This window comes from Chamaesiphon polymorphus CCALA 037, assembly GCF_003003845.1.
Taxonomy (GTDB): Bacteria; Cyanobacteriota; Cyanobacteriia; order Cyanobacteriales; family Chamaesiphonaceae; genus Chamaesiphon; species Chamaesiphon polymorphus.
Genome location: NZ_PVWO01000054.1, coordinates 1 through 18,937 on the forward strand (window position 1 = coordinate 1; position 18,937 = coordinate 18,937).

Genomic DNA, 18,937 nt, shown 5'->3' on the forward strand with positions numbered 1-18,937 from the left:
AATGGGGTGATGCTCTCGACACCGTTGGGATCGCCTAATTCGCCAATCGAGCCAATTGCCGCAGTTTGCACGAGGCTAGTTTCGTTAGTTAGGGCGGTTTGTAGTAATTGTAAACCGCGCGGATCGCCTAATTCGCCTAAAGCAGCGACAATGCTAAACTGCACCAACCACTCTGGCGTGCTCTGATAGAGATTTTGCAAATCTTCAAAGGCATCTGTGAGTTTGAGCGCGCCGATTGCATCGGCGGCGGCGGCTTGGACGTCGGGTTCGGTATCGTTGACCAATCGATCGCGTAAAATAGTTAAACTTTCATTCAGATCTTGGGAGCCGATGGTTGCCAATTGGCTCACGGCGGCATATCTGACTCTGGTGTTATTATCTGTCACCAATTTTTTGATATAGCCGAAGGCGATGGCTGGTTCGATTTCTCGGAGCATATTTAATGCTTTAATGCGCTCGCCTTTATTCTCTGAGTTAACTAGTGATTCAATAGATTCGGACATATTATTAATAGGTGTTGAAAGTTAGACCCGATCTTAATTGTCGATTCTCTTTCAAAGAGGCTACGCCAACACGATCGATTATTTATTATCGTTCTTTATCTCGATTCTATCACTCCTCTGTTAGTTTATGGTGGCCTGGGGATCGATCGGTTTCAGATTTTTACAATTGCGGGCGATCGATCGATAAATCTAGTTTGGTGGTATTGTTAACTCCATTCAACTGACTGATAAAATCTTTGACTAATTTAGCAATTATCTGAGTTTCACAGCCAGAAGGTAGTTGTAAAAATAGCATCAAAATGCTTTTACTTTCGCTACTGTTAATCTGGGGATTGGGACGCACAAAAATATCGAGTTGTTCGAGTTGAATTGTTAAGCCAATGATGGTACTTTCCAACAGATCGCTACATTTTTGTCTACACTGTTCGTCTGCATCTGAAATCTCGATCGATAATACTGCATTTGTACCAATCGTGAGGTCGATCGATTCGTATAGAGATCTCCACGTATCTTTACCTGCTAAAATATTAGTAGAAATTTCCGCAGCTCTAGCAAATTCATCGCGCAAAATTTTGGCGGTGGAACGGGTAATATTGCGAGCGGTATTTTTACAAGGTTCGATCGAGGAGATAATTGGCAACAAATCCTGTGGCAATTTGACTTGATGTTGTTTGCCATGCTCTGTTAAAGCAATTGGTTGACGCCAATTGTGTTGACTCAATATCTGAAAAAAGTTATTGAGTAATGCTACTAAGGATTTATCTGCATCTCGGTAGTTAATACAGGTATAAGCACATAATAAAGACCACGAGAATCCACCTAAAAAGCCCCAGGAGTTACCATATAATCCTCGAATCTTCGCCCAGCTTCGGACAGCTTTTAAGAGCATCTGAAACCGTTCTAGGCGGAGTTGCTGCTTGACTAAATCTATGATGAGATCTGCTTCCCAGCAACCGATTATCGACTTGGTATCTTTGATTTGCGATCGAAGATCGCGAATATTGCGAGTTTCCCAGCCATCGCTGACTGCTACTTGGGTATATAGTAAATCTAGCGAAATCCCTTCGATCTCCAATCTTAATACCGGATATTTAGCATCTAAAACAACTTGAGATCGATCGCACAATCCTTGCAGACAGTCGGCTACTCTAGTTAAAAAGCTTTCGCCTGTCAGATAATCGGGAATCAAACAAACGACATCTAAATCGCTAGTTGGAGTCGCTACTCCCAGTCGCGCCGAACCCAATAAATGCAGAGATGCTGCAAATCCCAAGCATTCAGTGCAAGCTTGTTTTACTACTGCTAAAACAGTATCGCGCTGCGATTGTTGTGCATCTGTTAATACTGGTTCTATAGTAGTAATTGACTCGATTAATTCGCTATTTTCGACAACTTTAGGGAGCAATTTACCCACGCCAACTATATGTTTGACAACGCAAGGTTTGTTGCGAGTACGGCTGAGTAAAGAGACAGCATCGACAGTGAATTTAATCGGATGCCATTGTGGTAGTTTTGCCATTGCTTCGCTCCGATCTGCAAATTGTCCGACACTTAAATGTGGATTGTACCCCACACTAGTTTTGGTGCTTTGCTCGTAACATTGCGGAAACAATCGATATAAAGCTGCTTGCAGTTCGTGTAATGCACCTTCTGGTTTAACGATCGGGCGCAAATATGCGGTAGAACTTTTATGATGGGTGAAGATCTCAAAGTCGGCTAATGTCACTGTAAATGGCTCGATTTTGGCGAGAATCGGCGCGATGAGATCGACTACTTCTTCAAAATATCGATCGGGTACAAAGCCATAGAGTAAGGTAATATGCGGTACGATATTGAAAAATCCAGCATCATACTGTTGGCGAATAGTCTGAATCGGTGGAAATAGATCTTCAGGCGGAATAATTGCCAGGATACTTTCATACACTGGCGCGATCGCGGTAAGATCGATGCGATCGTGCGAACTCGGAGCCGTCGTAGCTGGAGAGATTTTAAAAACCCCACAGACGCAGAAATGATCGGAAGGATAAAGCTGTACCTCATCGCGAACGAAAGATTTACAACCGAATAAATCCATCGCTAGGGGTTGATAATTAGATTCTAAATCCGGACACCATAAGATCCGATCGAGTCGTGCGGGTTTCCCTTCTAGGCTCATTAACATCGCCAAAGAATTAGCAGTCGGATCGAAGGTATACCCATCTCGATCTGGATATAACTTTTGCCAGACATCAATAAAATTACCATAGTTAATAATTTCATCTTGCTGGTTACCCCGCGTATTAAAATCGCCAACGATAAATCGATCTCCAGCTTGTTTTTGGAGATAACCGATAACTGTTGCTAATTGTTGAGTCCGTTTTTGGAGTGCATTATCGCCGCGATCGCTAGTAAGATGAACGTTAGCCAGATGCACAGCTCGATCGTTAATATTCCAGTTACCAACTAATACTCGCTTGTGTCCGGAAAATTGATATTCTACCAAATCGAACGCCCACCGAGACATAATTAAATTGCCATACGGCTTAACATTATTACCATTAGGAGCCTCAGAGATAAAATAATCTTTTACCAAATCTGTCGCTAAGATAAAGACTAAAGATTCCGGTGTTACCTCCTGCAAAGCAATAACATCGGCATTAGTTTTAGCTAATTCGCTCAAAATAACTGGCAATCGCTTATCGGTATGAATTTTATCTGCATCGTGGAGATTAGATAAAATATTATAACTAACGATCGTCAGCGTATTATCTAGAGCTACCGATTTAACCGCACCTGTAAATACCTTCCAGCCATCGCGATCGTATGTATAAATATCTCGCGGCTGAAACTCAGCCTGATTGTTCGCAACTAAAGCAGCAAGATCCGATCGATTAGATCCAGCAACTTCAGATTTCCAGGCAATTTCAGGTAAATTATTAGTCGAAATCAAATCGATCCGATTTTCTCGATCCCAAACGATCGTTTCATTACACCGAATATAGCGAACTCGATGCCAAGGAATATCGCTATTATCATCCCACTGAGCCAGCGGCTTCTCGCGAATAGTATCGGAGATCCGCTCGTGAAATCCGGCGATAAACATATTCCGATTGAGGTTTGTATCCCAGATAATTCTGTTGTACACCTCCGTAATCGTCGCCATTTTTTGTTTTTCTATCTTTTGTTTAGACATATATTTTAATTTATAATTTATAATTGATGATTGATAACGTACAAGAGTAGGTTATCTTCTCTATCTCTTCCTCTGCGCTCTCTGCGCCTCTGCGGTTAACAAAACATCGACTTATTAAGTACTAGAAATAATTAAACATCGACAAAATAATCTACTTGATGAGCTTCTGTAATATCGGGAATTTCTAATCGATCGCGATAACGATGAATTACAGCAGTCGGAACCTGAGCTTTGCGATCGCGATTTTGTCGCAAGACTCGATCGATTGGCACCTCCAGATAGACGATCCGAATTCGCGCACCATACCCAGCAAAAAGCCGAATTAAACCCGATCGAATCGGTTTGACGATATTAGTCGCATTCCAGATAAATGGTGTCTCAGATTTAAGATATTCCTTCGCCAAATCTCGCCCTGCATTCACGATCGCACCTTGCTCGTCTGTCGGTGAAATACCCATTTCGATCCGCAATTTATCGAGCGATACGACTGGTAAATCTGGATGATTACGATCGATCCAATAATCCTTCCCCGTACCGGGTAAACCACACATCATAATTACTTCCGATCGGGTATCGTCGAAAGCGGCATAAGTCGGATCTGCATCTTCTTTATAGAAGTAAATAAATCGACTATGAGCGGACGCAAATGGATAAGATCGCTCGAAACAATTATGCTCTTGACAGAATTCTCGAAAGAACTCGATCGAATCTAATAACTTCTGTTTATCTTCACAAATACGTCCTCTTACATCCGCCTCAGCCATTAATGCCAACCAGTCGCACCGAACTAATTGACTCGCTTTAATAATCGATCGCAATGGGTTATGTTTATCCCAAAACCACAACGGCAAACTTTCATATTTAACGATCGCGACAATCGCCTCACGCATTGCAAATGGTGTCTGCAAATCTTGTAAAATCTGCCGCACCATCTTCGCGCCTAAATTGACATGTCCCTTCGCGGTAATCTGTCCATCTTCATTTACTTGCGTCGCCATTGGCTTGGCAATATCGTGAAATAATGCCGCCGCAAATAAGATCGATCGATCTGTTGTATCCATCACTTGCCAAGCAGGTAAAGAAATTAAGGCTTCGCATACCATTTGGGTATGTATCCAGACGTTTCCTTCTGCATGGTAAATCGGGTTCTGTTCGCAGTTAGCTAGAGGCTGTAAGGATGGAAACTTTGCTAGAATCTCCGTCCAATTTATTTGTAAGTTCGTCGGTGTCGGACAATCAGGAAATGTCCAATGTGTATTTTTATCGATCGCTATATTATTCATAGCTGATTTCCGATCTTAAATTGTTGTGCTTAGTCTTAAACCGCCCTCAAATGAATTTGGGGCTAATAGCTAAAGTCCATTGAAATGGACTAAATGAAAAGTAGGGTGGGCATTGCCCACCAGCCATATCTCGTGCGGTAAGATCGATATTTACGAGCTAAAATGACTTGTATATTCTTAACCCATTCCAAACATATCGACACCAATCGCCAATTGATTGGGAATAATCGGGCGATTTAACCAGTGAGTTTCCGACTGTAGAATAGTCGTCAAAAAATCCGCTCGCACGTATTTATATCGAGCAATAGTCAACTCAGGTGTCTCCACCTTGATATACAAACCTTCCATCAACGCACTTTGGTTAGTTTGTCGAACAGTTAGATCTGGATTCAAACCTTGCTCGACACAAACTTCGCGCAATCTATCGATATGTTCGGAACTGATGAAGTGGGAATGTTGCAATAAACCGACTAATTGCTTGTGAGATGTTAATTTTCCCTCTAGCAATACGGGTACCGAAGCTACCGCCAATCCTGTCAATAACTCTCGCCGCGCCGCCGTACTGAGAAATTGCCCAGAAGTTCGATCCAATAAATCGTACTCTAAGAAATAGTGCGGTAATTTGTCGTAAAATACCGTGTGTTTGGCATACAGCCATTCACCATACAAGATATATCGATCGCCCAAAACATCCCACAATGCGGCATAATGACTGTGTGCCCATTGTTTGAATAAATTAAAATGGCGTTCGCGAGGGCCACCAGTTAAATAGTGTCCGCGACTTTGCAATAATAATTGTCCGTTGGCATCGAAACTAATTGCAGCATTGGCACCATCGACTTTCTCCTCTATTACTACGTACTCATTAGCAATCGCGCTAAATGGTACGCTATCTAAATCTTCATCCCCAGGCTGTTGCCTGGAACCCGCAATATGTGGGGTTCGCGGATATTTTTGCATCAGCATTTTGTAGTTCCCCTCTCAAGGCAACAATATAAGTCGTAACTCGTAATTCGTAGTTAAGATTCTGAGTCGGGATTTGGAACTCGCCTAAAAACTGACCATGCAAATTATGGCTGAGGCTAAATATCGCCGCTGAGAAATATTAATTACTGGTTAAATGTGGAGAGGCGGAGGACTACATGACGAACTCGCTGACAAACTTGTAGATATTTTCAATTTAGTCTATGTATTATCAGATGTCAAGAGCCAGATCGATCGACATATCGTGACTTGAAGACTTTGGGTTTCACATTCGTTCGCGCTAAGCTATAGTTAGATCTTCTTATGAGCTAATCGATCGATATGTTGGAGTCAACCCCGATCGAAGGTGAAGTAATCGCTTTTAAATTTGGCAATGTCGTAATTGTTAGGCTAACGGATAACCGAGAAATCGCAGTAGCAATTAACAAAAACTTAATGAGAAAGCTATTTAAAATTTCGCTCGGAGACCGTTTTGCCATTAAAATGTTCGATTCACCAAAACTTCCTCGTGCCTACGCTCCGATAGCTCGGAGTGTAAAATTAAGATCGATCGCCAAAGTACCCCTACACAATTAATCTGTAGGGGTACCCTGAGATCTACGCTCCTAATCAGTTGCTAAATCTGAGACATAACCGTTTTAGCTGCGGCTAAAGTACGATCGATATCTTCCTCGGTATGAGCTAGCGAAGTAAAGCCAGCCTCAAACTGCGATGGTGCTAGGTAGATCCCATGCTCCAACATGCCGCGATGGAAGCGACCGAATTTAGTTACATCCGAATGTTTGGCATCTTCAAAATTGTGAACTGGCCCTTCACAGAAGAATAACCCAAACATGCCACTGATATTGCCACCACACGCCGCATGTCCGGTATCGCTGGCAATTTTTAGCAAGCCGTCAGCCAACCGTTTGGTGATTTTATCGAGATACTCATAAGCACCAGGCTTTTGGAGCAATTCCAGCGTTTTAATACCCGCCGTCATTGCCAATGGGTTACCCGATAGCGTCCCCGCTTGATACATCGGCCCCGCAGGTGCGACCATCGACATGATATCTTTGCGTCCGCCATAGGCTCCAACGGGCAAACCACCACCGATGACTTTGCCCATCGTGGTGAGATCTGGCGTCACGCCAAATCTCTGTTGTGCGCCGCCGTAAGAGATCCGGAAGCCAGTCATCACTTCGTCAAATACCAACAACGCGCCGTATTCTTGAGTAATCAACCGCAAGCCTTCAAGGAAACCAGCATCGGGCACGATAAAACCAGCATTCCCAACGACAGGCTCCAAAATCACGCCAGCAATGCTGTCAGGATTGGCTGCAAATAGAGCTTTGACTGCTTCCAAATCGTTATAAGGTGCCGTCAGAGTATCGGCAGTAGTCGATTTTGGTACGCCGGGGGAATCGGGCAAACCGAGCGTAGCCACACCAGAACCAGCTTTGACCAAGAACATGTCCGCATGTCCGTGATAACAGCCTTCAAATTTGACGATCTTATCGCGTCCGGTAAAGGCGCGCATCAGCCGTAGGACGGCCATACAAGCCTCAGTGCCGGAATTAACAAAACGCACCATTTCCACACTGGGAACGGCTTCGATCACCATCTCTGCGAGGACGTTTTCGAGGTAGCAGGGCGCGCCGAAGCTGGTTCCTTTGGCGAGTGCGTCGTGTAAAGCTGCGATTACTTCTGGGTTGGCATGTCCGCAGATCGCAGGCCCCCAACTGCCGACATAATCGATATACTGATTGCCATCTACGTCCCAGACATAGGCATCTTTGACGCGATCGAATACAATTGGTTGTCCGCCGACAGATTTAAACGCTCGCACGGGGGAGTTGACCCCACCCGGCATCAGCTTCTGAGCGGCTGCAAATATTTCTTCAGATTTTGTAGTTTTCAAATTAGATGTAGAAACCAATTTTTTCTCCCAACGGTTATAAAGCTAAATTTTAAGTATTTTCGTACTTATAGGCGATCGAGACTATAGTAATTTTAGTGGAATTGACCCCATTACCCAAGAGCTACTTCACAATCGGAGTCGATTGGGTCGGTAAAAGCGTAGATCTACCCACCCGGCCCTATGGGCACCCCTCCGAGGAGGGGATTTTCCATGCCAGCCATTGTTAAGAGAGTAATCTAACTGTGAATCTCGATCGCATTTGTCTCGATGTCAGTCGAATCGATCGAATTGGGTAGGCTAAGTACGGAAAGTGAATTATCTGGCTTGCACGCATCACTCAACCCATGGAACAGACAGAATTAGAACAAATCATCGAACAGGCTAGACTCGATCGAGTACTTAAATTATCTCTGGTTTATCATCAAATAACTAACTTGCCTGATAGCATTGGTACTCTCACTGATGTAACCTGGATAAATTTAGCAGGTAATAAAATAACTAGTTTGCCGGATAGTATCAGCAATCTCTTCAGTTTAACTAAGTTAAATCTGAACAGTATTCGATTGACTAGTTTGCCAGATGTTATTGCATCTCTCTCTAGTTTGACATGGTTGTCTTTATGCCATAACCCACTACTAAATAGTCTAACGAACAGGATTGGGAATTTAACTAACCTAGACTATCTAGCTTTGGAAAACAATCGATTAACTAGCTTGCCTGATAGTATTGGCAATCTAACTAGATTAACTCATTTAACTCTCGATAAAAATCGATTAACTAGCTTACCTGATAGTATCGGCAATCTAACTAATTTAACTCATTTAACTCTCGATAACAATCGATTAACTAGTCTGCCTGACAGTATTGGGAATCTAACTAATTTAACCGAGCTAGATCTACGTGACAATCAATTGACTAATTTACCAACTGGTATCGGCAATCTAACTAATTTAACTAGATTAAATTTAGGTGGTAATCAGCTAACTAGCTTGCCACACAATATTGGCAGACTCTCTAACTTAACAGAGTTAATTATAGGAGGTAATCAATTAGCTATCTTACCAGATGCCATCGCTAGCCTTAATAATTTAATATGGCTAGGTCTAAACCGAAATCCATTGACAGATTTATCAATTTTGCAAAAATTACGTAAATTAAAAACTGTTTCTTTTCTCAATGTTGATTTACGTCGTCGATATTGGGCTAAATTTAGTAATTGGAAACCTGAGTGGTTATTAAAGGAAAACAATGCCGAGATCCGAAGCATGTTAATCGAGCAAGTAGGCTATGAAAAAATATGTCAGGATTTAGGTACAGTTATGCTTGATACTTGGAGAGAATATATCTTACTAAGAATCAATAATCTCGATCGTGTAAAAAAAGTTTATGACGAATATGGAGAGCCGATGGGATCGGAGTCAACAGTATTACTCAAGATGACTTGTCCATCGACAGGGCATATTCATATTCTCCGCGTACCGCCAGAGATGACGAGTGCCGAAGCCGCGATTACATGGGTAAATCATGGCATTCATCCCGACAAATTTGCCGTGCAAACTTGAGATATATCTACTTAACAAACCAATTTAGCAAGGTTGACACGATCGATAGCACGATCGAGCCAGCAATTGCCGGGACGATGCCAGCAATTTGAAATCCTGGTACATACCACGAGACAAACATCAAACACAGAACATTAATTGCCAGCGACGATAGTCCCAAGGTAAGAATTGTCAAGGGAAATGTCAGAAACTTTAGAATTGGACTTACGGTACTATTAATCAAACCCAGCACTAAAGCCGCAATCATTGCCGTGACAAAATCGCGCAGCCGAAATTGTCCTGGTAAAAAATGGTCGATAATCCGTTGCGTAATCAGGAAGGCGATCGCGTTTAGAACCCAATTAATTAGTAATTTGAACATAGCTGCTAATGAGTATCCTCAAAGGATAATAGTTAAATGTTACTTAACCTTTAAATTAGAAGAATAATAACGCGTAGGTGAATTGCCGATCGTGTTACCAACTTGCATAGTATTAATATAATTATTTAATTGAACTGTTGTGACTGGTGGCAGAGTCTTGAGACTAGCTTGGAATTCTAACTCTGATTTTTGAAATACACCCTGCCGTTGGATCGAACTGAGTTTATTCCACTGAATCTTAGGATCGGTTGTGAGTTTTGCCAATCGATCGCGTCTGAGCTTACTTATTTGTTTAATTTCGGGAATATAAGTTTCGAGATTTTGTCCCCAATGAACTCGCATTTGTTCTCTAAAATAATCGCCGCGTCGAATCCATTGACCAGTTTTAAATGTCAGCCAATTTGTAGGTAATCTAGATAGTTCCTGTTTGGTACCTACGGGAATTTTAGCGTATTCAGCAGTAAGTTTGGACGCGATCGCATTTTTGAGCTTGGTGTCAGCGGTAGCGACAGACTTGCCCATGACTTCATTAATCATAAAGCACAGCACATCTGCACTCATGTCGCTAGTCATGCGAGTTAATGGTGGTTTGCCCGGAGCGAGCCAACTTTGGGGTAAAGCATCATAAAAAGATACCAGCCACAGTGCATCTCTGTCTCCGTCGAGTGCCTGTTGGCGGAGATTTGCGACTAATTTAGTTTGTAGTTGAGTGCGTTCGGCAGGAGTACCTTTAGCGATTTGGGGTTCGAGCGCGATGGTTTGAAAGACAGTATTCCGCATTCCCAAATTAGTCATCCAGTCTTGACTCAGCCGTTGAGCGATTTTTTGCTGCTGGTTGGGGGTAAATTTGACCGCTAATAACTGTCCGTAGACATTGGTGAAGTTTTTGAGAGTCGCTGGTGTGAGGGGAGGTACGACGACTAGGGGTGGGTTATTGGGAGTTGCGGCAGGCTGAGGAGTAGTGGCTGGTAAGGTAGTAGGAGTTACGGTAGTAGTGGGAGTAACTTTGGTTGCTGGTGGAACGACTTTAGTTGGTAGCGGCGTTTTGGTAGGAGTAGAGGTAGAGGGTGGCGTAACTGTAATTGCAGGTGCGACTATCCCTGCCACACCCAGCGCGCATAATATGGCAATAACTCCAGAATTAATGCTGGTTGGTTTCATGGTATCTGCATCCCGCTCTATTAATATTAGATGACTATCTCTAGTTCATCGATCGATTATACTCTGTGACGATCGCCTTACATCTATAGTCAAGACACAACGATTGAAGTCGTCGCACATGAAGCATAGTCCGCGTAGGCTGACTAAGATTTCAAGTATCCTTTACTACTTGCTTATATCGAACGTTATCGTCTTCAAGCTATAGTCTGAGACGCAGATATTAGCTAATTGTTGCGATCCAATTACATATTTAATTTATACCAATGCTCTAAATTAATGCTACAGATATTTACCCCTCTCAACCTCCCCCTAGTTATCAATTATCAATTATCAATTAATTTAACGTCCTAATACCTGTCCGACTGCTTCTGGTTGAGAAATCGATTTTACCGCGATCGCGGCTACCATTGGGGCTTCTAAATTTACCGCTCGCACGATCGAATATGGTAAGTTAGTCGCCTGAAGTTTGTTAACTAAATCCTCGGCATTCGTCGTGGTATCGATGACGACTAATTGGGGCATAATGCTACCACCATAAGCCGCGATCGATTCGATTTCTAGCGAGAATAAACCAGGTGTAAAGCGTGGGTTTAATGCTCGATCGTATTCAAATTTACTCAGCATTAATTGGAAAGAACAAATCTGAGTGGTATCGAGCGGCGCATTCGGGACTGTCTTGGCTCGAAAGATCGGCACTAAGTCTTTAAATGGTACTTGAATCGTCATCCATTCATTCGCGATCGTATCGAAAGAATGAGCGTAACCCACCCCATCCCATTTCTCTTCAGTCCGCACGAAGATCTTATATCTTTGGCCGTCACCTTTGACTCGTAATTCGATGCCTTGATAGTTACTTAAATTGAGGCTCGGATCTAGATTTCGCGTCCGCACCGATGCAAAGCCACCAGAATTATCGGTTGAAACATTGCCGCTAAACACCGCAACACCAGCCCGCAAGCGAATTCCACTCTCGCTGACACCACCCATCACCACATCATCCACAGCTCCCCAGGTCGCTTGCAGATCGATCGTCGGGTGCGTAAAATCAAACAGTTCTAAGCGATTATTGGTGGGTAAATAAGTCTTCACCGCCGCAGTCAAATTGTCTAAAGCTGCTGTAGATAAAGTTTGTCCTGCATCTGGACACACAATCATCGATCGCACCCCTTGCATGACTCGATCGGTGAAGCTATTATTGCTATGTGATGTATTATTATCGGGGTCGGCCCGTACAAACTCCACACCCGCAGGTACGCTGAATGGTGCCAAGTTCAGATCGGCAATGGCTGCTCTGACTTTGTATCCGCTTTTAACTAATTGCTGAACCACTACTTGGCCGATATCTGTCATCGCACCCACCACCAAGATCGTCCCCACAGCTCTCCCTCCATCAGTGGTAGATTTACGATTCGCTCCGCCTGTCAACCAGCGTTGTAGATCGCTGACGACCGGAATTGCGTCAAAATAGCTAACGGTATTTAAAAACCTGCCTGCATCCCATTTAGCCATAATTTAGTTAGGATTGGGTAATGGTTATATACACTCATCTCTAGTAGTCTTTGCGTGACTACTGCATTTATTATAACGAGTTTATCTCTGCCCATTATCTCGATCGAGATCGACCCGCAACCGATTTAATATCCCCTGCATCCTGAAACTTGGCTATGATTCTTGCAGACAAAATCTCGATTTACTTAGAAGACATCGAACATCCGATCGGTAGAACGGTTAATTTAGCGATCGCGGGTTTAGTAGTCGTTTCTACAGGTATTTTCATTGCAGAAACCTATCCAATCTCATCAGAGCTACGCTCGATTTTCTCAAGAATAGATCTAATTATTCTCTATATTTTCGCTGTCGAGTATCTACTACGCTTAATTGCAGCACCAGATAAATTAAAATACTTATTTAGCTTTTATTCACTCATCGATCTGATTGCAATTCTACCAATGCTAACAGGCATCACCGATGTCAGTTTCATTCGGATTTTGCGCTGGTTTCGGATTTTACGGCTGCTGCGGTTTATCGAAGGTAAAACTCTCTTAGGCAATCTCGATCGCGAGGATAGTTCGATCGTCACTCGAATCTTATTTACAATCTTCTCGATTATCTTTATCTATTCAGGCTTAATTTATCAAGTCGAGCATCCCATCAATCCCAAATTCGCTACTTTTTTCGATGCCGTTTATTTTGCCGTCGCCACTATGACAACAGTCGGATTCGGCGATATTACACCTATTTCTGATGCTGGCAAATTTATGACAGTATTAATGATTTTGTCGGGTATTGCTCTGATTCCTTGGCAACTAGGAGATCTGATCAAACAAGTTGCTAAAAGCGCGAACAAGGTAAATGCCGTTTGCCATAAGTGTCAATTATCCAGCCACGATCTCGATGCTAGTTTTTGCAAACGCTGTGGTACAAAATTGAGTTGAAAAGTAGCTTTACGTCTATAAAAATCTCTCTTATACATAGAAATGACCAACCTAGACTCTTGTGACTTTAACTCTGCTTTTTGCACCAGAGCTTTGCTTGACTATTATCTCTAAATCTCGATCGAGTGCATTAAGATAGTTAAATAATTGCTCGATCGAGTAGTCTATAAATCGACCTCTTAATAAATCTGAAAATTTTGAAATCTCCATACCTAGAGCATTGGCTGCACGCTCTTTCTCCCAACCATTTTCCTTAATAGCTGCACTAATTTGTCTGACTAGTTCGGCTTTGAGTAACATCTGCTCTGGGTTGTCAAAGCCCAAGTCTGCAAAAACGTTGCCACTGCTGTGAGTAACTTGTCCGTCTAAATCTCGATTATTTTTGTCGATCGGCATATTGTTCTTGGTGATATTGCTCGGCAAGCTTGAGACGCTTTTCAATTAAGTCTATAACTTGTTTTGGAGTGGCAATTCCACTCTTAGATTTTTTCTGGAAGACGTGAAGTACATAAACGGCAAATTCTAGCTTTACAGTGTAAACGGCTCTGTAAGTGTCTCCTTGAAAATCATCAACTATTTCTAGCACTCCTGCCCCTTTGAAACCCTTGAGTGGTTTGGCATCTTCATGTTTTTCACCTACTTGTGCCAAATATAAGGCGTAACCCATCATGCTCTGTACATCTGAGGGGATTTCTAGCAAGTCTTTGTATGAACTCCCCATCCATTCTAACTGTTTCATATTAATCGATCGTCTTAAATGTCAGTTATAAGCCTATAACAACTCCAGTGGCTCGGATAGAAGACGATTCAACTCTTGACAAGAATACAGTATTATGATTTTAATCGAAAAGCTGAAGAAAAAGTAGTCAAAAATTTGACTACTATAGTAGTCTCCAGGACAATCGCCATCTCTTAAAACGTTTCTGGCTATACTTTATTAGCACAAGCAAAATAGAGGAGAGAATATCCCCTCGATTTTACCCGTACAGTTATCTCTAAATACTCAAGCGTTGGTAAATCTCATCTAGATGTTTGAGATGCTGATTAGGGTCGAAACAATGGGCAATCTCGGCTGGTGTCAGATGTGCGGTGACGCGAGGATCGCTAGAGACAACCTTGCGGAAGTCGCCATCGGGGGTATTCCAGACGGACATCGCATTGGATTGAACGATCGCGTATGCTTCTTCCCGATTCAATCCTTTACCGACAAGAGCCAGTAATACTGACTGACTGAAGACAACCCCACCGTAACAGTTAAGGTTCCGCGCCATGTTTTCGGGGTAAATCAGCAGATTTTTGATGAGGTTGGTGGTTTCGACCAACATGAAGTGCGTGATGATGCAAGAATCGGGCATACAGACGCGTTCGACCGAGCTATGAGAAATGTCTCGTTCGTGCCAAAGAGCCACGTTTTCCAGAGCGGCGATCGCGTTTCCACGCAAGATTCGTGCCATGCCAGTCAGGCGTTCGGAACGAATCGGGTTGCGCTTGTGCGGCATCGCGGAGGAGCCTTTTTGACCTTTAGAGAAGAATTCTTCGACTTCCAAAACGTCGGTGCGTTGCAGGTTGCGGATTTCAACGGCAAACCGTTCGATGCTAGCACCGATGAGGGCTAAGACTTGAGCGAATTCAGCGTGAATATCGCGAGAAATTACTTGTGTAGAAGCTGTATCTGGTGTCAATCCTAACTTCTGACACGCGATCGCTTCGGCGCGCGGTTCGATATTGGCATAGGTACCAACAGCACCAGAAATCTTGCCGACAGCAATCGTCTGGCGAACTCGTACCAATCGATCGCGATTCCGCAGCATTTCGGCCAACCAGCCAGCTAATTTGAAGCCAAAGGTAATTGGTTCGGCATGAATCCCGTGGGAACGACCGATCGTGACTGTGTTGCGATGTTTTTGGGCTTGATAGCGAATTGCTTGAATCGTATCTTCCAATCGAGTCAGGAGAATATCGGTACTGGCTACCATTTGCAGTGCGAGAGCGGTATCGAGCACATCCGAGCTAGTCATCCCCAGATGGATATATCGTCCCGCCGCGCCAACATGTTCGTTGACGTTGGTGAGAAATGCAATCACATCATGACGGACTTCAGCTTCGATTTCTAAGATGCGCTCGACATCAAATTTGGCTTTAGCCTTAATTTCATCAACAGCATCCTGCGGAATATGTCCTAGTTCGGCTTGGGCTTCACAGACGGCAATTTCGACTTGCAGCCAGGTTTGAAATTTATAAGCATCTGTCCAAATTTCACCCATTTCGGGCAGAGTATAGCGTTCGATCACTTGTCCGTCACTTGAATTCAACTCACTTAGTATAACGTTCGCTGGATCGCGTTCGATCGGAATTGGATTTGCAGCTAGGTTAGAAACTTATAGGCATCTGTCCAAACTATCCCTCTTCTGTCACTCTCCGAGAGGTAAAATAAAATGCGATCGCTACATCCCTTATTTCAAAGAACTTTGAAGCTTTATTTTGCGATCGATAGCTCGAAAGTTAGCATTTTCTCGAAAATGTTATGCAGCAAGGGTTTGAAATTATACTCTAGGGAGAGTGACAGAAGAGGGCTATAGCGATCCTATTTGATTTATGAGAATTGAGATAGGTATTTTGAACCACAGAGACGCAGAGGGCGCAGAGAAGAAACAAAGATACTCTCTCAACTCAATTAGGACTACTATATCTATCGATCGATTATTTTAGGCCAAGACTTCTTTGCCGATGGCTTGGTACTTAGACCAGCCAAATTGGGCGCGGGGGTCGCCATAATCTTTGATTACTACTCCCCGACTGGACGATCGCTCGAAGGCGACTAGGAGGGGAATATCGGTTTTAAAGAGGGGTAATTTCGCTTCTTCGAGGATGGCTCTGGCTTCGCGTCCGGTTTTGGTACGCGAATCTACTTGAGTGAGTAAGATTTTGTATTTCGCGCCCCACTCTTCTAGAAGTTCGGTGGTTTTAATCGTGGTATCGATATCGAGATGGTTGGGAGTTGTAGGGACGATCAGGAGATCGCTACTAGCAACCAAATCTTTGAGTTCGTCTTGTTCTGGGCGAGCTTGGGTATCGGTAATAATGTGGGTATATTTACCAATAATCGCCGTGGCACCAGCTTGAGAAGCGACGGTAAATGGTAGTTTATCTTCGCGCGACCAAACTAGTGCCGAGCGGTTGCGATCGGCATCGATGAGCAATGTCGGTGCGTTTTCCTGAAGGTAAGCCGCCAAGTGAATGGATGTGGTTGTCTTGCCGACACCACCCTTGAGCGCAGTAATGGTAATAATCATCGGCTAGCTAGGTAGATACTCCAGATTTCTAGCATTACTTTAAAAGGTTATGCGTACCTACAACAAACCCCTTAATATAAATTAGGGGTTTGGGTGAAAATATTCACAATTAGGCAAAAAATACGGAGAGGAGAGGATTCGAACCTCCGTTAGGTGTAACCCTAAAACTGATTTCGAGTCAGCCACCATCAACCACTCGGACACCTCTCCAGGCAATCTTTACCATTATACACGATTTAGCCATCGGTGTATACTCATGTGAGTGTTGCCATTAACTTGGCGATCGCCAGACGTCAATTTGACTAATCTCTTGGCTCTTAGGAGTTTTTCATGCGTTTGAGTTCTTCTTGCAATGCTTCTACTTGCTTGCGCATCTGACTGATGTTGTCGGGCGATTCTGAGGATGAAGCTGGAGCTTCGTTATCGGCGACGATCTCGATCCGGCGCGGTTCGTTAGTTTTTTTAGCGCGTTCGGTGGTGTCTTGAGCTTGATTTAAATTCTGCTGTTGGGCGGATTGAATCATCTCATCGACCAATTTGCGGGCTTCTTCGGTGGTAATTTCACCTTTGGCAACCATTTCATCGGTGAGTTTTTGGGCTTGGACGCCGATCGAGGACAGCTTCTCGCCAGCTTGTTCTCCAGCCGTGGTCGCTAACCCAACTCCAAGGTAAAATGCTTTTTGAACGATATCGCCTAGTCCAGCCATAATTAAATTTTGAGTTATTAGTGAGAACGTTTCGAGCTATCTATACTTCTAAGATAACCGCTCGGATCGATCGACGGCTAGGGGTTGGGTGGTACGGTTTGCCGATATTGTAGTGTCGGACGGCAATTCCCGTTGTAGGCAAAATACTGTTTTGACCCGGATACCACGCCTGTTATAAGCATCCCGTGTTGCTGCTACCTTCCAGTCCTGACAAGGTTTGGGCGTTACGACCGCGTGGGGCCAGATCTCCTATATCATATCACAGAATTGGAATGTTTTAAAAGTATTTTTGCTAGTTCGTCGCCTTGGTGGAAAAATGCAGCGCGATCTCAATAACCCGCTGCGCTTGGACAAAGAATAGTAAATATATATTGGATCGAGATGTGAGTAGATCGAGTCGATCGATAGCTCTACAGATTGGTAATTTGTCTACCATATAATCGTCGATCGCAACTTTACATTTGCCCGTAATATTTGATACACTATACGAGCAATCGATTAGTCTAAAATTAAGAAATTAAATACGTTGATGCATAATCAAAAAAAATATGATTAGCTTATTTATTCTGCGAGCGATTCAGGGAAAGACTAAAGGATAAACCGAACTAATGGAACATTTGCCAGATTTAGAGCAGTTTGAACGAGGAGTGCAAATGTCCGGTTTTGAGACAGGCGATCGGCAGAGCGTACCACCATTTACTTGTTACTTAATCGGTCGCGATTCGTTTTTAATTCCTTGCGGAGAAGTCTTACTAGCGCGTAATTGTCAGATTTTAGGGATTATTTCTACCGGAGAATCGATCGTCAGTTGGGCAAACAATTACAACATTCCTTGGATCGAGCCTACTGACGATCTCTACAAATTTTTAAGTCAGGAGCCATGCGACTATCTATTTAGTATATCAAATTCAATAATTTTAACTCAGGAAATTATCGATCTGCCCAAACGTGGTGCGATTAATTGTCACGATGCCTTGTTGCCTAAATATCGTGGACTCAATGCTCCAGCTTGGGCAATTTTTTATCGCGAACCAATTCATGGCGTGACTTGGCATCGAGTCACGACGCAGATCGATGGTGGCGATATTCTCAAGCAAGGTAGTTTTCAACTCGATGATGATGAAACTACTTTGAGTTTGAGTGTTAGGTGTTATGAAGAAATTCTCAAGCTATTCGAGACATTGGTAGATGAATTAGCTACAGATAAAGTCACGATCGCGAAACAAGATTTAGCACGACGCAGTTATTTCGGACGCACGCACAAACCAACACCTGGTTGTATTTTATCTTGGTCTTGGAGTGCGGAACAGATCGAGGCAATGGTAAGGTCGCTCACTTTTGGGGATTATGAAAACTCGATCGGGTTGCCTAAATTAGCAATCGGTAACGAACTAATTATCGTCACTGAAGTTGCCATTCTTGATGTACGATCTCAATCGCCAGCAGGATCGATCGTCGAAATCGGTTGTAGTCGCTTGACGATCGCCACGGCTAGTAACGATCTGCTATTACTGGCGGTTTAAAATATCGATGGCAAATCATTATCTATGACCGATTTTATCGATCGGTTTCAGCT

The 18,937-nt window shown here is 43.3% G+C and carries 16 protein-coding genes, 1 tRNA gene and 1 other RNA gene; 3 read left to right on the plus strand and 15 right to left on the minus strand.

What is annotated here, in order from left to right:
- The 5 genes from C7B77_RS06490 to hemL form a co-directional block, all read right to left on the minus strand.
- On the minus strand, nt 1-503 hold a 503-nt coding region (locus C7B77_RS06490; RefSeq protein ID WP_106301739.1), incomplete at its 3' end, for a HEAT repeat domain-containing protein.
- Between the two features lie 160 nt (nt 504-663).
- Nucleotides 664-3,675 (minus strand): poly(A) polymerase, encoded by a 3,012-nt coding sequence (locus tag C7B77_RS06495; protein ID WP_106301742.1) that lies wholly within the window; start codon nt 3,673-3,675, stop codon nt 664-666.
- Between the two features lie 131 nt (nt 3,676-3,806).
- On the minus strand, nt 3,807-4,958 hold the full coding sequence (locus tag C7B77_RS06500; RefSeq protein ID WP_106301745.1) for an AAA family ATPase: 1,152 nt from the start codon (nt 4,956-4,958) through the stop codon (nt 3,807-3,809).
- A 177-nt stretch (nt 4,959-5,135) separates the two neighbouring features.
- Nucleotides 5,136-5,924: an RNA ligase family protein gene (locus C7B77_RS06505; RefSeq protein ID WP_106301748.1), complete on the minus strand. Its 789-nt coding sequence runs from the start codon at nt 5,922-5,924 to the stop codon at nt 5,136-5,138.
- A 634-nt stretch (nt 5,925-6,558) separates the two neighbouring features.
- The gene (hemL, locus tag C7B77_RS06515; protein ID WP_106301754.1) at nt 6,559-7,860 is read right to left on the minus strand and encodes a glutamate-1-semialdehyde 2,1-aminomutase; all 1,302 of its coding nucleotides are present in this window, start codon (nt 7,858-7,860) and stop codon (nt 6,559-6,561) included.
- A 326-nt stretch (nt 7,861-8,186) separates the two neighbouring features.
- On the opposite strand from hemL, the gene C7B77_RS06520 reads away from it, so the two are divergent.
- Nucleotides 8,187-9,404, plus strand: a complete 1,218-nt coding sequence (locus C7B77_RS06520; protein WP_106301757.1) for a leucine-rich repeat domain-containing protein — start codon at nt 8,187-8,189, stop codon at nt 9,402-9,404.
- A 7-nt stretch (nt 9,405-9,411) separates the two neighbouring features.
- Here the strand turns inward: C7B77_RS06520 and C7B77_RS06525 are convergent, their stop codons facing one another.
- From C7B77_RS06525 to C7B77_RS06535, 3 genes are all read right to left on the minus strand, one after another.
- A complete protein-coding gene (locus tag C7B77_RS06525) occupies nt 9,412-9,765 on the minus strand; it encodes a phage holin family protein (protein WP_106301760.1) in 354 nt (117 codons plus the stop codon).
- Nucleotides 9,766-9,804: 39 nt separating this feature from the next.
- A complete protein-coding gene (locus C7B77_RS06530) occupies nt 9,805-10,926 on the minus strand; it encodes a hypothetical protein (RefSeq protein ID WP_106301762.1) in 1,122 nt (373 codons plus the stop codon).
- Between the two features lie 339 nt (nt 10,927-11,265).
- Nucleotides 11,266-12,435, minus strand: coding sequence for a CIA30 family protein (locus tag C7B77_RS06535; protein WP_106301765.1), 1,170 nt, complete (start codon nt 12,433-12,435; stop codon nt 11,266-11,268).
- Between the two features lie 155 nt (nt 12,436-12,590).
- On the opposite strand from C7B77_RS06535, the gene C7B77_RS06540 reads away from it, so the two are divergent.
- Nucleotides 12,591-13,361 carry an ion transporter gene (locus C7B77_RS06540; protein ID WP_106301768.1) on the plus strand — a complete coding sequence of 257 codons (771 nt, stop codon included), beginning with the start codon at nt 12,591-12,593 and terminating at the stop codon, nt 13,359-13,361.
- A 51-nt stretch (nt 13,362-13,412) separates the two neighbouring features.
- On the opposite strand, the gene C7B77_RS06545 is transcribed toward C7B77_RS06540, so the two are convergent.
- From C7B77_RS06545 to ffs, 7 genes are all read right to left on the minus strand, one after another.
- Nucleotides 13,413-13,757, minus strand: coding sequence for a helix-turn-helix domain-containing protein (locus tag C7B77_RS06545; RefSeq protein ID WP_106301771.1), 345 nt, complete (start codon nt 13,755-13,757; stop codon nt 13,413-13,415).
- A complete protein-coding gene (locus C7B77_RS06550) occupies nt 13,738-14,082 on the minus strand; it encodes a type II toxin-antitoxin system RelE/ParE family toxin (RefSeq protein WP_219892015.1) in 345 nt (114 codons plus the stop codon). Before C7B77_RS06550 ends, C7B77_RS06545 begins: the two co-directional genes overlap by 20 nt.
- 274 nt (nt 14,083-14,356) lie before the next feature.
- Nucleotides 14,357-15,652, minus strand: coding sequence for an adenylosuccinate lyase (purB, locus tag C7B77_RS06555; protein WP_106301785.1), 1,296 nt, complete (start codon nt 15,650-15,652; stop codon nt 14,357-14,359).
- Nucleotides 15,653-16,066: 414 nt separating this feature from the next.
- On the minus strand, nt 16,067-16,654 hold the full coding sequence (locus tag C7B77_RS06560; RefSeq protein ID WP_106301776.1) for a ParA family protein: 588 nt from the start codon (nt 16,652-16,654) through the stop codon (nt 16,067-16,069).
- 123 nt (nt 16,655-16,777) lie between these two features.
- Nucleotides 16,778-16,864 (minus strand) — tRNA-Ser (locus C7B77_RS06565).
- Between the two features lie 107 nt (nt 16,865-16,971).
- On the minus strand, nt 16,972-17,361 hold the full coding sequence (locus C7B77_RS06570; protein ID WP_106301779.1) for a hypothetical protein: 390 nt from the start codon (nt 17,359-17,361) through the stop codon (nt 16,972-16,974).
- 150 nt (nt 17,362-17,511) lie between these two features.
- Nucleotides 17,512-17,608, minus strand: an RNA gene (gene ffs, locus C7B77_RS06575) — signal recognition particle sRNA small type.
- Nucleotides 17,609-17,969: 361 nt separating this feature from the next.
- On the opposite strand from ffs, the gene C7B77_RS06580 reads away from it, so the two are divergent.
- Complete coding sequence (locus tag C7B77_RS06580) at nt 17,970-18,884, plus strand: formyltransferase family protein (protein WP_106301782.1); 915 nt, start codon at nt 17,970-17,972, stop codon at nt 18,882-18,884.
- Nucleotides 18,885-18,937 lie beyond the last annotated feature (53 nt).

Bases quoted from the DNA above. Each gene is read 5' to 3' on its own strand.
- C7B77_RS06495 (WP_106301742.1), bottom strand. From the start codon at position 3,675: ATGTCTAAACAAAAGATAGAAAAACAAAAAATGGCGACGATTACGGAG.
- C7B77_RS06500 (WP_106301745.1), bottom strand. From the start codon at position 4,958: ATGAATAATATAGCGATCGATAAAAATACACATTGGACATTTCCTGAT.
- C7B77_RS06505 (WP_106301748.1), bottom strand. From the start codon at position 5,924: ATGCTGATGCAAAAATATCCGCGAACCCCACATATTGCGGGTTCCAGG.
- C7B77_RS06520 (WP_106301757.1), top strand. From the start codon at position 8,187: ATGGAACAGACAGAATTAGAACAAATCATCGAACAGGCTAGACTCGAT.
- C7B77_RS06525 (WP_106301760.1), bottom strand. From the start codon at position 9,765: ATGTTCAAATTACTAATTAATTGGGTTCTAAACGCGATCGCCTTCCTG.
- C7B77_RS06530 (WP_106301762.1), bottom strand. From the start codon at position 10,926: ATGAAACCAACCAGCATTAATTCTGGAGTTATTGCCATATTATGCGCG.
- C7B77_RS06535 (WP_106301765.1), bottom strand. From the start codon at position 12,435: ATGGCTAAATGGGATGCAGGCAGGTTTTTAAATACCGTTAGCTATTTT.
- C7B77_RS06540 (WP_106301768.1), top strand. From the start codon at position 12,591: ATGATTCTTGCAGACAAAATCTCGATTTACTTAGAAGACATCGAACAT.
- C7B77_RS06545 (WP_106301771.1), bottom strand. From the start codon at position 13,757: ATGCCGATCGACAAAAATAATCGAGATTTAGACGGACAAGTTACTCAC.
- C7B77_RS06550 (WP_219892015.1), bottom strand. From the start codon at position 14,082: ATGGGGAGTTCATACAAAGACTTGCTAGAAATCCCCTCAGATGTACAG.
- C7B77_RS06560 (WP_106301776.1), bottom strand. From the start codon at position 16,654: ATGATTATTACCATTACTGCGCTCAAGGGTGGTGTCGGCAAGACAACC.
- C7B77_RS06570 (WP_106301779.1), bottom strand. From the start codon at position 17,361: ATGGCTGGACTAGGCGATATCGTTCAAAAAGCATTTTACCTTGGAGTT.
- C7B77_RS06580 (WP_106301782.1), top strand. From the start codon at position 17,970: ATGGAACATTTGCCAGATTTAGAGCAGTTTGAACGAGGAGTGCAAATG.